Raw genomic sequence first — 14,700 nt, forward strand, 5'->3', positions numbered from 1 at the left:
CCCCCTCCGAAGATCGTGGAGGGGGCACTCGTCTGTCCGGGGTCAGGAGACGCCGAGCCGCCTGAGGAGGTCGTTCTCGAGCACGTCCAGGTCGCTGCTCACGGCGCGGTGGGCGGCCTTGCGGCGGGGGGTGGGCATGCGTTCGGAGGCGCGGACGGCGGCGGCGAGCTTGACCAGGCGCGATTCCGTCTCGGTGACGTAGTCGGGGTCCTTGGCGCGCAGCTCGTCGAGAGCCTGGGCGAAGCCCGCGATGCGGGCGTGCAGGCGGGCGCCCTTGCCGGTGTACTTGGTGAGGTCCTCGATGCCGACGCCGAGCCTGCGGGCGCGGTAGTGGTCGTACTGGTCGCTGACCAGGCCCGCGGCCTTGGCGGCGAACGGCGCGAGCACCGGGATGAGGACGGGGCCGACGACCTTGGCCACGCCGAGCAGGTTCTTCGCCTTCGAGGGCGTGAGCCGGGGACCGAGTGCTTTGCGTGCCATGGTGGCGCCACCTCCTAGGGGGAACAGTAGAGCCGACGCCGACCCGTCGCACAAAAGATCGACAGGAGTACCCAGGTTGCGCGCACGCCGGTTGCGGTCGCGGCATACCCTTCACCAGTGACTTCCCAGGTGCAGCTCGACGCCGGTGTGGTCACTCGTTGCCGGCGGCGGGTGCACCTAGAACACGATCCGGAGATGCGCGACGTCGACAAGGCGCCGCCGGACCCCGCTGGTGAGCAGCGCAAAGCCGACGCGACCGAGCACCGCCGACAGGTGTCGAACGCGCTGGCGCGGCTGTTCGGCTCGCAGCTCATGGAGATCCCGTTCGGCCCGGACATCCGCACCGCGGACCGCGAGCGCGTGACGCTGGCCGCGATGCAGGCGGGCACCCCGTACATCTGGGGCCCGGCGCTGCCCCGCGACCTGACCGGCGGTCGGCGCGGCGGGATCGACCTGCTGGTGAAGGACACGACCGGGTACGTGCCGGTGCTGGTGGTCCGGCACAAGACCAGCGACCCCGGCCACGGCGCGCGCACCTCGCCGTTGTCGCACCCGCTGCCCAACGGCGCGCGCGTCGACCCGGCGCGCAAGGTCCGCCCGCAGCCGCGCGACCAGCTCAGGCTGGCCCACGCCCAGCGGCAGCTCCAGGCCGCCGGGTTCGCCAAGCACGGCCGCGCGATGGCGGGTGTGATCGGCATGGACGCGGACGTGGTGGTCTGGCACGACCTGGAGGCGCCGACCTGGCCCGGTGGCCGGACCGCGCTCGCCGAGTACGACGCCCGGTTCTCCGACCGGCTCGCCGTCGCCGGTGCCGCCGCTCGCGGTGACGAGCCGCTCGCGCGCCCGTCGCGGATCGTGGAGTGCAAGTCCTGTCCGTGGTGGCCGACCTGCGACGTGGAGCTCAAGCGCACCCGCGACGTCAGCCTGGTCGCCCGCGGCGAGGACGCCATCGCGCTGCGCAGGGCTGGCGTGTCCACTGTGGACCAGCTGGCCGAGCAGACCGTGGGCGAGCCGCTGATCCCGTTGGTGGGCATGCCGTTCGACGACGCCGTCATCCTGGCCCGCGCGTGGCTGCGCGACCTCACCGTCGTCCGCCGGTCCGAGCGGATGACCGTGCCGCGCGCCGACGTCGAGGTCGACGTCGACATGGAGAGCTTCGCGGACCTCGGCGCGTACATGTGGGGCTGCTGGCTGTCCGGCGAGAACGTCGACGAGGAACCGGGCTACCGCGCCTTCGCCACGTGGGACCCGGTGCCCAGCGACGACGAGGCCCGCTCGTTCGCCGAGTTCTGGACGTGGCTGACCGCGGTCCGGCTGCGCGCCCGCGCGCGCGGGCTGAGCTTCCGCGCCTACTGCTACAACGAACTGGCCGAGAACCGCTGGCTGCTGGGCTCCGCCGAGCGGTTCAAGGGGATGCCGGGCATCCCGCCGGTCGCGCAGGTCCGCGAGTTCATCAAGTCCGACGCGTGGGTCGACCTGTTCGGCATCGTGCGCGAGGAGTTCCTCTGCGCGCACGGCAAGGGCCTCAAGACGATCGCCCCGGTCGCCGGGTTCACCTGGCGCGACCCGGAGGCGGGCGGCGAGAACTCCATGCGCTGGTACCGCGACGCGGTCGGCATGGACGGCAACCCGCCCGACGACGACCAGCGCCGCAGGCTGCTGGAGTACAACGAGGACGACGTCCGCGCAACGCACGCCCTGCGCAACTGGATGTCGTCCGAGGAGATCAAGCTCCTGCCGTTCGCGGGCGACCTGTGAGGGCCGCCCGCGTCGGCGGGCGAGCTAGCGGGGTGCCATCCGGAGGGCGCCGTCCATGCGGATGACCTCGCCGTTGAGGTAGTCGTGCTCGACGATCGTCAGCGCGAGCTGCGCGTACTCGGCGGGCAGGGCGAGGCGCTTCGGGAACGGGACACCCGCGGCGAGGCCCGCGCGGAACTCGTCGGAGACGGTGGCGAGCATCGGGGTGTCGACGATGCCGGGCGCGATGGTCATCACGCGGATGCCGACGGAGGACAGGTCGCGCGCGGCGGGCAGGGTCATGCCGACGACGGCGGCCTTGGACGAGGCGTAGGCGACCTGGCCGATCTGGCCGTCGAACGCGGCGATGGACGCGGTGTTGATGACGACGCCGCGCTGCCCGTCCTCCAGCGGCTCGGTCTTGCCGATCGCCGCGGCGGCCAGGCGCAGCACGTTGAACGTGCCGACGAGGTTGATCTCGACGACCTTGCGGTACAGGTCGAGGTCGTGCGGGCCGTTCTTGCCGACGGTCCTGGTCGACGGGCCGATGCCCGCGCAGTTGACGACGATCCGCAGCGGAGCGCCCGAACCGGCCGCGGTGTCGACGGCCGCCTGGACCTCCTCGGGGGAGGTCACGTCGGCGGCCAGGTAGGTCACGCCGTCGACGGCCTCGGCCTTCTCAACGGCACCCGGCAGGTCGAGCGCGAACACCTGCGCCCCCTTGAGCGCCAAGGCGCGCGCGGTCGCTCCACCGAGGCCGGACGCACCACCCGTCACGATCGCCGCGGTACCCGTGATCTGCATGCCCGCCAGGTTAACGCTCGTTCAGTGCAGGCTCTTGCCCCGGTGGTCGGAGAAGTGCAGCAGTGCGACCAACGGCACAGCCGCCAGCACCGCCAGTCCCACGAACAGCAGCAGAATCAGCAGTAGCTCCATGCGGTGAACAGTGCTCCCCTTGTGGTCCTCCGCGCGCCGTCCGCCAGAGGGGTTGTCTTCGTGCACTCAGGGGATAACCCGTGTCACGCTCAGCTACACCTCGATGATCGACTTTTCTCGACGGAAGTTCGTTAGCAGGGGTAACCAAAAACGCCCGCACCGCGTAAGTTGGCCACGTGTTCACCACCCGGCCGGAACTCGTCGGCACCCACGGCATGGTCGCCTCCACCCACTGGCTCGCCTCGTCGGCGGGCATGGCGGTGCTGGAGGCGGGCGGCAACGCCTTCGACGCGGCGGTGGCCGCGGGCTTCGTCCTGCAGGTCGTCGAACCGCACCTCAACGGCCCCGGCGGCGAGGTGCCGGTGGTCTTCTCGGCCGTCGGCGAGTCCGCACCGCGGGTGCTGTGCGGCCAGGGCGTGGCTCCGGCGGGCGCGACCACCGAGCACTACACGGGGCTCGGCCTCGACCTGGTGCCCGGCAGCGGCCTGCTCGCCGCGACCGTGCCCGGCGCGTGGGACGGCTGGCTGACGCTGCTGCGCGACTACGGCACGAAGTCGTTGCGCGAGGTGCTGGACTACGCGATCGGGTACGCGCGTGACGGGTTCCCGCTGCTGGAACGCGTGTCGGGCACCATCTCGACCGTCGCGGACCTGTTCCGCGACCACTGGACCACCTCCGCGGCCCAGTGGATGCCGGGTGGCCGCGTGCCCGAGCCGGGCACGCGGTTCCGCAACCCCAAGCTGGCCGACACGTGGGAGTGGCTGCTCGCCGCCGGTGAGGCCGCGGGCGGCGACCGCGAGGCCCAGATCGAGGCCGCCCGCCGCGCCTGGTCGCAGGGTTTCGTGGCCGCGCAGGTCGACGAGTTCTGCCGCGGCGAGTTCCGCGACGACTCCGGCCGCGACCACGCGGGCGTGCTGACCGGCGCGGACATGGCCGGGTGGGAGGCGACCTACGAGGACGCCGTCACCGCCGACTTCGGCGACTGGACGGTCGCCAAGTGCGGGGCCTGGTCGCAGGGACCCGTTCTGCTGCAACAGCTCCGGCTGCTGGAGGGCTTCGCCGACCGGCTGTCCTACGTGGACGGCAAGCCCACCGCGCAGACGATCCACCTCGCCGTGGAGTGCGCGAAGCTCGCGTTCGCCGACCGCGAGGCCTGGTACGGCGACACCGGCGACGTGCCGCTGGACGTGCTGCTGTCCCGCGAGTACGCCGACCTGCGCCGCAAGCTCGTCGACGAGAACGCGTCGCTTGAGCTGCGCCCCGGTTCCCCCGGCTCGGCACGACCCGTGCTCGCCGAGCACATCCGCCGCGGCCCGAGCGCCCTGGCCGACCTCAGCGGTGCCGTCGGCGAACCGACCGTCGGTCCGACCGGCACCACCAAGGGCGACACGGTGCACGTCGACGTCGTGGACCGCTGGGGCAACCTGGTCTCCGCGACCCCGTCCGGCGGCTGGCTCCAGTCGTCGCCGACGATCCCGTCGCTCGGGTTCTGCCTCGGCAGCCGCGCGCAGATGTTCTGGCTGGACAAGGGACTGCCGAACTCGCTGGCCCCCGGCAAGCGCCCGCGCACCACGTTGTCGCCGTCGCTCGCGCTGCGCGACGGCCTGCCCGCGATGGCGTTCGGCACGCCCGGCGGCGACCAGCAGGACCAGTGGCAGCTCGGGTTCTGGCTCGCGCACACCGCAGGCGGCCTCAACCTCCAGCAGTCGATCGACGCGCCGCTGTGGCACACCAACGCGTTCCCCAGCTCGTTCTACCCGCGGGCCTGGACGCCGGGCGAGGTCGTCGTCGAGTCCCGCGTGGGCGCCGAGGCGATCGCGGACCTGCGCGAGCGCGGCCACTCCGTGGTCGACGCGGGGGAGTGGACGCTCGGCCGGATGTCCGCCGTGGCGCGGGACTCCCGCGACGGCCTACTCCGCGCCGCCGCCAACCCCCGTGGTGCCCAGGGCTACGCCGTCGGTCGCTAGCGCGGCGATGGCCTCGGCTGACGGCGAACCGGGCTCGGCGGAGTAGGTGATGATCATCTGCTCCGGCGCGTCCGGCACCGGCAGCGCCTCGTAGGCCAGTTCCAGCGGGCCGACGCGCGGGTGTCGCAGCCGCATCGTCCCGTGCGGCACGGTCCACACCTCGTGCGCCGCCCACAGCGCCCGGAACTCCGGGCTCGCGGACAGCTCCTCCACCAGTGCGGCCATCCGCGGGTCGTCCGGGTGGAGGGCGGCCTGCATCCGCAGCCCGCCGACGGTGTTGTTCGCCTTGTCCTCCCACGGCGTCCACAGCTCGCGCGACGACGGGTGCAGGAAGATCAGCCGCGCCATGTTGTCGTGCACGTCGAGGTCGACGCCGTACATGGCCGCCGCCAACGGGTTCCACGCGACGATGTCCATGTGCCCGCCCAGCACGTACGCGGGCGACCCGGTGATGTTCGCCAGCAGCCACCGCAGCCCCGGCCGCACCCGCCCGGCGGGCACCGGCCGTTTCGGCGGCCGGGCCAGGTTGTGCAGGTGCGTCCGCTCGCCCTCGTCCAACCGCAGCGCCCGCGCCACCGCGTTCAGCACCTCGTCGGACACGTTGGCCAGCCGCCCCTGTTCGAGGCGGCCGTAGTAGTCAGCGCTCACGCCCGCGAGCTGCGCCAGCTCCTCGCGCCGCAGCCCCGGCACGCGCCGCCGCCCGCCGAACGTCGGCAGGCCGGTCCCCTCGGGCGTCAGCCGCGCCCGTCGGGACTGCAGGAAGTCCCCCAGCTCCGTCATGGACGACAGCGAACCACGGTTTGCCAGACCTGGGTTGAACGGGCATCTGGGTACGCCGTCGCGGGGGCGCGAACCTGGGCGCATGACGAACATCGAAGAGCAGCGCTTCATCCGCGTCGGCGGCGTCGAGCAGTGGGTCCAGATCCGCGGCGCGAACCGCGACAACCCGGTCCTGCTGGTCCTGCACGGCGGCCCCGGTTCCCCGTACGCCCTGTTCACGCCGCTGCTGCGGTCGTGGGAGGAGCACTACACCGTCGTGCAGTGGGACCGCCGCGGTGCCGGGAAGACGTTGCGGCGCAACGGCCGCGAGGGCTGCGGCGAGATGTCGTTCGAGCAGTGCGTGCAGGACGCCGTCGAGGTCGTCGAGTTCCTGCGCGGCCACCTCGACAAGGACAAGGTCGTGCTGCTCGCGGGCTCGATGGGCACCATGGTCGGCACGCCGCTCGTGCAGCGCAGGCCCGACCTGTTCGAGGCGTACGTGGCGACCGACCTGTACGTCGACATGGTCGCCAACGAGGCCGAGTCGTACCGGCTGGTGCTGGCGAAGAACCCCAAGGCCGCCAAGGCGCTCGCCGCGATCGGCCCCGACCCGACCGCGTGGGACCTCAAGGCGTGGGAGGTCAAGATGCGCTGGAGCATGGACAACGCCGTGCTCGGCAAGCTCTTCCTGCCGCTGGTGCTCGGCCGCGCGGTCTACGGCTGGCGCGACCTCCGGCACGTCGCGGCCGGGTTCGGGTACTCCAAGAAGGCGCTGTTCCACGACTTCATGGGCTTCCGCGCCAAGCCGGACTTCGAGGTGCCGGTCGTCATCCTGCAAGGCGCGGACGACGAGGTCACCGTCCGCTCGCTCGCCGAGGACTACTTCGCGCGGGTCTCCGCGCCGAGCAAGCGCATGGCGCTCATCCAGGACGCGGGCCACTTCGCCGCGTTCACCCAGCCCGACCGCTTCCTCGCCGCGATGCTGGGGGAAGTGGAACGGCCCTGACCCGAGGGGGGAGGGGGCCAGGGCCGTTCCGGTTCGGGGACGACGCTCAGCTGGGGTCGACCAGCGCGCCCACGCCGACGTTCGACGCGTCCTCGGTGTTGTCGTAGCCGAGCAGCGTCGGGACGACCTGACCGTCGACGTTCTCCACGAGCGCCTTGGCACCGACGGTGTCGAGGTTGATCGCCTCGATCTTGCCCGCGGGGTTGTTCGTGTCGATGCTCGCCAGGTTGCCCGCGTTGGCCACCTTGCCCAGCTCGAGGTCGAGGTTCGGAGTGGTCGCGGCGTTGCCGTCGACAGCGGCGTTCGCCGTGCCGCCCAGGCCGAGCATGACGGTGGCGCCGCCGAGCGCGATAGCAGCGCCCGCGATGGTCTTCCTGAGGTTCATGGGCGCGAAAGTGTCGCAATCGGGGCCCCCGGAGCAAGGCGCGCAATCCTTCTGGGCGACATCGTTCACCCGCGCGAGGGTCGTACCCGGTCTGCGTTCGCTTCCCGGCATCGCTTTCCGGTGCTCCCCGAACACCCTTCCTCGTGCCTTGCTCTTCACGGGGCGTCGACGACCGGTCGAGAGGCGAACCGGACGGACCCGGACGACCTGGCGTACGACCGCTGACGTACGTCCACCTGCCGCCTCAGCACCCACGCCACCGGCGGTTTCCTGCCGTACGGTCGACCCGTGTCCTTGGAGCAGTACCTGCCCTACGCCTGGTTCGCGGCCACGTTCGGCCTGTTGTTGTTGCGCAAGAGGTACCCGGTGGCGACGATCGCGCTGACCGGCGCGTCCACGTGGCTGTACTACGTGGCCGGGCACGTGGGGCCGTTGGTGGCGGCGCCCGCGTTGGCGGTGTTCAGCCTGGCGCGGAGGTCGGCGGTCGAGCGGCGGCGGTGGCACTCGGAGCAGGAGCGGTTGAGGATCGCGCGCGAGGTGCACGACGTGGTGGCGCACAGCCTGGCGATGATCAACGTGCAGGCCGGGGTGGCGGCGCACGTGGCGGACCGGAAGCCGGAGGAGGCGGTGAAGGCGCTGCTGGCGATCAAGGAGGCGAGCGGGGCGGCGCTGGTGGACCTGCGGGCGACGTTGGGGGTGCTGCGCAGCGGGGAGGGGACGACGCCGGTGCCGAGCCTGCGGCGGTTGGCCGAGCTGGTAGACCCGGTGGGCAAGCCGGTCGAGGTGGTGGGTGATCCGGGTGACCTGCCCGCGCCGGTGGACACGGCGGCCTACCGGATCGTGCAGGAGTCGGTGACGAACGCGCTGCGGTACGCGCCGGACGCCACCCTGATCACGATCCGGTTCGAGCGGACCGAGGAGCACCTGGAGCTCCGGGTGACCGATGACGGGCAGGGCGGGATGCCGAGCGTCGGGGCCGGGACGGGGCTGGCGGGGATGCGGGAACGGGCGGAGGCGCTCGGCGGGGAGCTGCACGCGGGAGGATTGCCCGGCGGGGGGTTCGAGGTTCGGGCGGTGCTGCCGCTCAGAGGGGAGAGCAGTGATCACAGTGGTGCTGGCCGACGACCAGGCCCTGGTCAGGGCGGGTTTTCGGCTGCTGCTGGAGACCGAGGACGGGTTCGAGGTCGTCGGGGAGGCTGCGGACGGGGCCGAGGCGGTCGCCGAGGCTGAGCGGTGCCGACCGGACATCGTGGTCATGGACATCCGGATGCCGGGCACCGACGGGCTGGAGGCGACGCGGCTGATCTCGGAGCACCCGGACCTGCGGGACACGAAGGTGCTGGTGCTGACGACGTTCGACGTGGACGAGTACGTGTTCGAGGCCCTGCGCGGCGGCGCCAGCGGGTTCCTGCTCAAGGACGTCGAACCGGTGGAGCTCCTGCACGCGCTGCGCGTCATCGCCGCAGGTGATGCCCTGCTTGCACCGAGCGTGACGCGCAGGCTGATCGCGGAGTACGCCTCGCGGCCGCAGAACCGGCGTCCGCATCCCACCGCCCTGCGGGAGCTGACGGACCGGGAGCGGGAGGTCCTCGCCCTGGTGGCGGGCGGCCTGTCGAACGACGAGATCGCGGAACACCTGGTCATCAGCCCCGCGACGGCCAGGACGCACGTCAGCCGGATCATGACGAAGATTGGCGCCAGGGACCGCGCGCAGCTCGTCGTTCTCGCTTATGAATCGGGACTCGTGACCCCGAAAAGATTATGAGTGAATCGTGAACTAGTTACCGGCTGTATTGGTCGTATTGGTCACGCCTTTTACGGAGCGCAACCGAATGCGTACTAAGCGATGGCGCCGGGCGGCAGGTTCAACTTGAAAGGCAACGTTGTCACCACGGCGAGATCCGACGCCGTGCTCTTCATCAACGTCGGTGCGTTGCGGGCGCCGGGCTCGGGCAGGTTGAGCAGCCGCTCGACCGCCTCGACCAGCTGACCCTCGTAGATCCACACCGCCTGTGGAGCCCTGCTGCTGTCCCGAACCGCAGGTAGACGGCCCGCGCGCGCCTCGGTCTCCGACCAGAACAGGATGGAGTCGACGAAGCCTCTCCGCTGCTTGAACGCCATGATCCGGTCGAGTTCGCCGTCGCCGTCCCGCAGGTGCAGGAACTGGAAGCCGCTTTCGCGCAACTCGATGACCTTGCTCAGTGCGAGATCCATGACGCACCTACCTCTGTGAGGTCCCCGGTCAGGCGTAGACCGTTCCCATATCAACTGGAATGGATCGTACGGCAACCGTGGGAATCAGACATAGACCTGCAGGGGCCGAACTATGTCTCAATCGGGGTTGTTGGCACCAGCGTGCCGTTTTCTTCGGTTGTAGTTCTCTTGGGTACGGCTCGCAGGACACGAAAGGTGCGTGTCAAGAATGCAACACTCGCCAAAGTGACCAGAGTCACATGCAACCACATCGCAGCCTCCGCCGAGTCATGGGGGCCCCGGTTCGGGCGTGACCCATCCACATAGACGTCCGTCGGTCGTGTGAGGTTGCAGATCTCACCGACTCGGTACGGCGCGCCTGGATACCCTGATCCGGTGACCGCCAATCGGCTCGATTCGCCTACTCCACCGGGAAGCGGTCCCGGACTCCCCCCGCTGCCCGAGTCGTGGCTGCCGAAGGAGCACCCGCTGCACCGGCCGCGGCACGGCGCCCGGCAGACCTCGTCCCGCGTCGCGGCGGTCATCTTCTTCTGCGTCCCGATGTTCCTGCTGGTCGTGGGCGTGCGAGCACCCGAGTTCGAGAACCGGAAGCTGGCCGACTTCCCGTCGATCACCGACGGGTTCGGCCTGTTCACCGGCCTTGACCGGTGGGCGACCGACCACCTGCCGCTGCGCGACAAGGCCGTGGCGGCCGAGGACGCGATCAGCCGCGGCGTGTTCGGGGAGCCGCCGCAGTTCAAGAAGGAGCAGAAGACCGAGGTCGGTCCGGTCATCGCGCCGGAGCAGGACAGCCCGGCCCCGACGCCGCCCTCGGAGTACCAGGACGTGATCGAGGGCAGCGACGGCTGGCTGTACTTCGGGTTCGACGTGAAGGGCGCGTGCGAGCCGCAGCTGCCGCTCAACGACGTGTTCCAGCGGGTCAACCAGCTGCGCCAGGCCGTCGAGTCGTCCGGCCGCAAGTTCGTGTTCGTGGTCGCCCCGAACAAGACGACGATGGTGCCCGAGCACCTGCCGCCGGGGTACTTCGGCGCGGCCTGCGCGACGAAGGCCCGCGACGAGTTCTGGAAGCGGGTCGTCGCCGAGACCGGCGCCGTCGACCTCCGGCCGGGCCTCCAGCTCGCGGCGGACCGCATCAAGGGCCCGGTCTACTCCAAGCTCGACACGCACTGGACGTTCGACGGCGGCCTCGTCTACTCCCGCGCCGTCGCCGAGCAGGTCAAGCCCGGCGTCTCGGTCACCTGGCGCAGCACCCAGGGCAAGGTCGTCCAGGTCCCCGGCGACCTGTCCTCGCTCCTCGGTCAGCGCAAGAACGTCGTCCTCCAGTCCTACCGCCTGGCCCCGGACGGCGTCGACGTGCGCAGCCGCGAGGTCGAGGGCAGCTTCGCCGAGCCCCGCCGCGTCACCCAGGACCCGTCCAAGGGCGTCGTCGACGCCAAGGTCGGCCTGCTCGGCGACTCGTTCACCTTCTACGTGCACCAGTACGTCGTCGCGGGCTTCTCCGACATCACGCTCCAGAACAGCGACTTCGTCCCGCCGGACCCGCACCGCACCGGCGCGATGCTCGCCGACCAGGACGTCGTGGTGGTCGAGGCGGCCGAAAGGTCCCTGGTCGGAGGCGTGAACCCGCTGCTCCAGTCCGACGTCATCGCCGCGATCGGCGAGGAGCTGGCGAAGAAGCCCCGCTAGCTCCGGTGATCAGCCGAAACTGCGAGGACCCTTCACCTGTCCCGGATACAGTTGTCCGGTGATGAGCAGTCGTGACACCTCTCGGCCGGTCGGCACGGTCGCGGTGTGGGGGACCTTCGATCTCGACAACTTCGGGGACCACCTCTTCCCGCGGGTCACCGAGCAGGAGATCACCCGCCGCCTCGACGGCTGGCGCGTGCGCCCCTTTTCCCCCTTCGGTGCGGAGCACCCCTGTCGGATGGACGGGGGGTTCATCGCCGAGGCGCTCGGCGACTGGTCCCCGGTCCGGGTCGAGCAGCTGGCCGAGTCGGCCGACCTGACCCTCATCGGCGGCGGCGAGATCGTCCACTTCCAGGACGAGCTGCTGGCAGGCGCGTACCACACGACTCCGCAGGTCCTGGCCGGTCGCGCGCCCAGCCGGTTCTTCGTGGACGGCCTCGGGGACTACGAGAAGGACCACCCGGTGGTCTGGAACGCGGTCGGCATCCCGTTCGTGCCGGACGCCGAGAAGGCCGGGATGATCAAGGACGCGGTGTCGCGCCGCGAGTACACCGCCGTGCGCGACGAGCTGTCCCTGGAACGCCTGCGCGCGTGCGGCGTCGAGGGCGACGTGGCGCTGGTGCCGGACCTCGGCTTCCTGCTGGACCGGCTGGTCGACCCCAAGGTGCTCGACGAGCGGCTGCGGTACCTCAAGTTCATGGGCTGGTTCCCCAACGACCGGCCGGCCATGGTCGTGCAGGCCAACCGGTCCGCCGTGCACCAGGTGGCCGGGATCGCGAAGGTGCTCGACTGGGCGCTGGACGAGGGCATCGTCGGCGACGTCGTGCTGATGGAGACCGGCCCGTGCCACGGCGACGACCTGTTCGCCGACGCGCTCCAGCAGAAGCTGCCGACCCGCACCGTGCACCGGCTGCCCGGCGGCCAGCCGCCGGAGGACATCCTCGCGGCGATCTGGGGTTCGGCCGGTGTGGTCGCGATGAGCTTCCACGCCAACATCGCCGCGTTCGTCTACGGCAAGCCGTGGGTGGTCCTGGACCTGTCCGACCAGAGCAAGCTCCGCGCGCTCGCCGACACGATGGGCCACCCCGACCAGCGCGGCACCGACGAGGACACGCTGGCGAACGCCATCAGGGCCGCCTTCGGCCGCGAGCCCGACCCGGAACGCCTGCGCGGCCTCCAGGCGAAGGTGGACGCGCACTTCGACCGGATAGCCGAGCTGGCGATGAGGTCGTGGCAGGAGCGCGGTGGTGACGCGGCGGCCAGGATCGCGGACCTCACCCGGCAGAACAACCTGCTGCGCCAGGCGAACCAGCAGCTGCGCAAGCGGCAGATCGCGGAACGCCGGGTGCTCGTCGACCGGGTCGAGGAGACCCGCGACGAGCTGGACCAGCTCAGCGCGCGGTGGAACGCCGCCGTCGACGAGATCAACAACCGCTACCAGCACGACAGCAAGGAGCTGCAGGCCCTGCAGAACACCAAGCTGATCCGGTGGAGCCAGCCGCTGCGCTCGGTCTACGGCCGGATCCGGAGGTCCGGCTCGTGACCGACACGGCCTACGACGCCGAGGTCCCCCCGAGAGTCTCGATCGTGCTGGTGTCCTACGGCGGTCGCAGCATGCTCAACGCCTGCCTCTACCTGGTCGCCGAGCACACGCCGCTGCCGCACGAGGTCATCGTGGTGGACAGCGGTTCCAAGGACGGCACGGACCAGTGGGTCGCCGAGCACATGCGCGGCGCCCGCGGCCACGTGGTCGGCCGCAACATCGGCTTCGGCTCGGGCTGCAACCTCGGTGTGGTCGACGCCCGCGCGCCGTACGTGCTGTTCCTCAACGCGGACGTCGAGGTCGGCCCCGGCTGGCTCGAACCGCTGGTGGACGTGCTCGACACGCAGGAGCACGTCGCCGCGGTCGCGCCGATCATGCGCGACCAGACCGGTGCGATCCAGGAGTACGGGTCCGTCGTCGGCGCGGACGGCTGGTGCCGCGCGTGGGGCGACGGCGCGCCGCTGGTGAACCAGGACGCGCTGTTCCCGCACGCCGTCGACTACGCGTCGGCCGCGTGCCTGCTGGTGCGGCGGCGGGCGTTCAACGCCGTCGGCGGGTTCTCCACCGAGTACGACACCGCCTACTTCGAGGACGTCGACCTGGCTTTCCTGCTGCGGCGGGCGGGGTGGGACGTGGCGGTCGACCCGCGCAGCACCGTGGTGCACCAGCGGCACGGCTCGTCGGACGGCTCGACGGCCAAGGACCTGATGGAGCTCAACCGCAGCACCTTCCTGCGCCGCTGGGGTTCCACGCTCGCCGGGCGGCCGATGCTGCCCGCCCCGGACAAGGGCTCGCACACGTTCTACTACGCCCGCGACATCCTGGCCGACGCCCGGATCCTGGTCGTGGACGACCGGGTGCCCAACGCCGACCGCGGCAGCGGGGACCCGCGCACGCAACGGCTCCTGGAGACGTTGGCCGCGCCCGACCGCCGGGTCACGTTCCTCGCCAGGGACATCCTGCGGGCCGAGGCCTACGCGCCCGCGCTGCTGGAGCTGGGCGTGGAAGCGGTGTGGCAGCACGCGAACCCGTTCCAGGTGCTGCGCGAACGCGCCGGGCTGTACGACGTCGTGATCGTCATGCGGCCGCACAACTACTCGTGGATCGCCGAGGCCGTGGCGGAGAGCCAGCCGCAGGCGGTCAAGGTCTACGACTCGGAGTCGCTGTTCTTCCGCCGCGCCGAGCAGTACGTCGGCGTCGCGAAGACCGCGGCCGAGCGGGAGAGGCTGCGCCGCGAGGCGGACGAGCAGCGCGAGGTCGAGGAGGCCGCGTTCCGCTGGGCCGACGTCGGCGTGTGCGTGACGGAGGTGGAGGCCGAGTGGGCGGCGAAGATCGCGCCCGACGCGTCGATCCGCGTCGCGGGCTACCCGGTGGACATCGCCGACCAGGTGCCCGGTCTCGGTGAGCGCGACGGGATCGCGTTCTTCGGCGGGTTCATGGGCGGTGCGGGCAGTCCGAACGAGGTCGCCGTGCTGGAGCTGGTCGACGAGGTGCTGCCCGCGCTGTGGCGCGAGCACCCCGGCCTCAAGCTGGCCGTCGTCGGCGCCGACCCGACCCCTTCGGTGCGGGCGCTGGAGTCCGACCTGGTCGACGTCGTCGGCCGGGTGCCGAACCCGGCGTGGTGGCTCGGGCGGCTGCGGGTCCAGGTCGTGCCGATGCGCCTGGGCGCCGGGATCAAGCTGAAGTTCCTCGACTCCATGGCCGCCGGGCTGCCGTTCGTGACGACCCCGGTCGGCGCGGAAGGCCTGCGGCTGGGCGACCTGACGAAGCACCTCGTCGGCACGTCCAACGCGGAGCTGGTCGAGCTCACCAGCGCGTTGCTGTCCGACGACGCGCTGTGGACCGACGTGCAGCAGGAGCTGCTGGGGATCGCGCGGAACTGGTTCTCCCGCACGGCGTTCCGCAACGAGATCGACGAGGTCCTCGCCGACTGCGGCGTCGTGCCGACCGGGGTCGTGCGGACCCGCTGAACGCGGAAGCGGCGCCC

13 protein-coding genes are annotated in these 14,700 nt (G+C 71.2%); 8 read left to right on the forward strand and 5 right to left on the reverse strand.

What is annotated here, in order from left to right; genetic code table 11:
- Nucleotides 1–42: 42 nt before the first annotated feature.
- Nucleotides 43–480 carry a DUF6474 family protein gene (locus CLV43_RS00990; RefSeq protein ID WP_106185041.1) on the reverse strand — a complete coding sequence of 146 codons (438 nt, stop codon included), beginning with the start codon at nt 478–480 and terminating at the stop codon, nt 43–45.
- A 117-nt stretch (nt 481–597) separates the two neighbouring features.
- On the opposite strand from CLV43_RS00990, the gene CLV43_RS00995 reads away from it, so the two are divergent.
- Complete coding sequence (locus CLV43_RS00995; RefSeq protein ID WP_106185042.1) at nt 598–2,238, forward strand: TM0106 family RecB-like putative nuclease; 1,641 nt, start codon at nt 598–600, stop codon at nt 2,236–2,238.
- A gap of 24 nt (nt 2,239–2,262) precedes the next feature.
- On the opposite strand, the gene CLV43_RS01000 is transcribed toward CLV43_RS00995, so the two are convergent.
- Nucleotides 2,263–3,021: an SDR family NAD(P)-dependent oxidoreductase gene (locus CLV43_RS01000; RefSeq protein WP_106185043.1), complete on the reverse strand. Its 759-nt coding sequence runs from the start codon at nt 3,019–3,021 to the stop codon at nt 2,263–2,265.
- Between the two features lie 308 nt (nt 3,022–3,329).
- Here CLV43_RS01000 and CLV43_RS01005 point away from each other — a divergent pair, with 308 nt between their 5' ends.
- Nucleotides 3,330–5,120: a gamma-glutamyltransferase family protein gene (locus CLV43_RS01005; RefSeq protein ID WP_106185044.1), complete on the forward strand. Its 1,791-nt coding sequence runs from the start codon at nt 3,330–3,332 to the stop codon at nt 5,118–5,120.
- On the opposite strand, the gene CLV43_RS01010 is transcribed toward CLV43_RS01005, so the two are convergent.
- Complete coding sequence (locus CLV43_RS01010) at nt 5,064–5,900, reverse strand: helix-turn-helix transcriptional regulator (RefSeq protein ID WP_106185045.1); 837 nt, start codon at nt 5,898–5,900, stop codon at nt 5,064–5,066. The two genes, CLV43_RS01005 and CLV43_RS01010, sit on opposite strands and share 57 nt — an antisense overlap.
- An 82-nt stretch (nt 5,901–5,982) precedes the next feature.
- Here CLV43_RS01010 and CLV43_RS01015 point away from each other — a divergent pair, with 82 nt between their 5' ends.
- Nucleotides 5,983–6,885, forward strand: coding sequence for an alpha/beta fold hydrolase (locus tag CLV43_RS01015; RefSeq protein ID WP_106185046.1), 903 nt, complete (start codon nt 5,983–5,985; stop codon nt 6,883–6,885).
- Between the two features lie 46 nt (nt 6,886–6,931).
- Here the strand turns inward: CLV43_RS01015 and CLV43_RS01020 are convergent, their stop codons facing one another.
- Nucleotides 6,932–7,270, reverse strand: a complete 339-nt coding sequence (locus tag CLV43_RS01020) for a hypothetical protein (protein ID WP_106185047.1) — start codon at nt 7,268–7,270, stop codon at nt 6,932–6,934.
- A gap of 288 nt (nt 7,271–7,558) precedes the next feature.
- On the opposite strand from CLV43_RS01020, the gene CLV43_RS01025 reads away from it, so the two are divergent.
- Both CLV43_RS01025 and CLV43_RS01030 read left to right on the forward strand, forming a co-directional pair.
- Nucleotides 7,559–8,500 carry a sensor histidine kinase gene (locus tag CLV43_RS01025; RefSeq protein ID WP_245886053.1) on the forward strand — a complete coding sequence of 314 codons (942 nt, stop codon included), beginning with the start codon at nt 7,559–7,561 and terminating at the stop codon, nt 8,498–8,500.
- The gene (locus CLV43_RS01030; protein WP_245886163.1) at nt 8,382–9,035 is read left to right on the forward strand and encodes a response regulator; all 654 of its coding nucleotides are present in this window, start codon (nt 8,382–8,384) and stop codon (nt 9,033–9,035) included. The genes CLV43_RS01025 and CLV43_RS01030 overlap by 119 nt, the downstream gene beginning before the upstream one ends.
- A gap of 74 nt (nt 9,036–9,109) precedes the next feature.
- Here CLV43_RS01030 and CLV43_RS01035 read toward each other — a convergent pair whose 3' ends face one another.
- Nucleotides 9,110–9,484 carry a hypothetical protein gene (locus tag CLV43_RS01035; RefSeq protein WP_106185049.1) on the reverse strand — a complete coding sequence of 125 codons (375 nt, stop codon included), beginning with the start codon at nt 9,482–9,484 and terminating at the stop codon, nt 9,110–9,112.
- 375 nt (nt 9,485–9,859) lie between these two features.
- Here CLV43_RS01035 and CLV43_RS01040 point away from each other — a divergent pair, with 375 nt between their 5' ends.
- From CLV43_RS01040 to CLV43_RS01050, 3 genes are all read left to right on the forward strand, one after another.
- Nucleotides 9,860–11,170: an alginate O-acetyltransferase AlgX-related protein gene (locus CLV43_RS01040; protein WP_106185050.1), complete on the forward strand. Its 1,311-nt coding sequence runs from the start codon at nt 9,860–9,862 to the stop codon at nt 11,168–11,170.
- Nucleotides 11,171–11,231: 61 nt separating this feature from the next.
- The gene (locus tag CLV43_RS01045; protein ID WP_106185051.1) at nt 11,232–12,713 is read left to right on the forward strand and encodes a polysaccharide pyruvyl transferase family protein; all 1,482 of its coding nucleotides are present in this window, start codon (nt 11,232–11,234) and stop codon (nt 12,711–12,713) included.
- A complete protein-coding gene (locus CLV43_RS01050; protein ID WP_106185052.1) occupies nt 12,710–14,683 on the forward strand; it encodes a glycosyltransferase in 1,974 nt (657 codons plus the stop codon). The genes CLV43_RS01045 and CLV43_RS01050 overlap by 4 nt, the downstream gene beginning before the upstream one ends.
- Nucleotides 14,684–14,700 lie beyond the last annotated feature (17 nt).

It is taken from the genome of Umezawaea tangerina, from assembly GCF_003002815.1.
In the GTDB taxonomy this organism is placed as follows: Bacteria; Actinomycetota; Actinomycetes; order Mycobacteriales; family Pseudonocardiaceae; genus Umezawaea; species Umezawaea tangerina.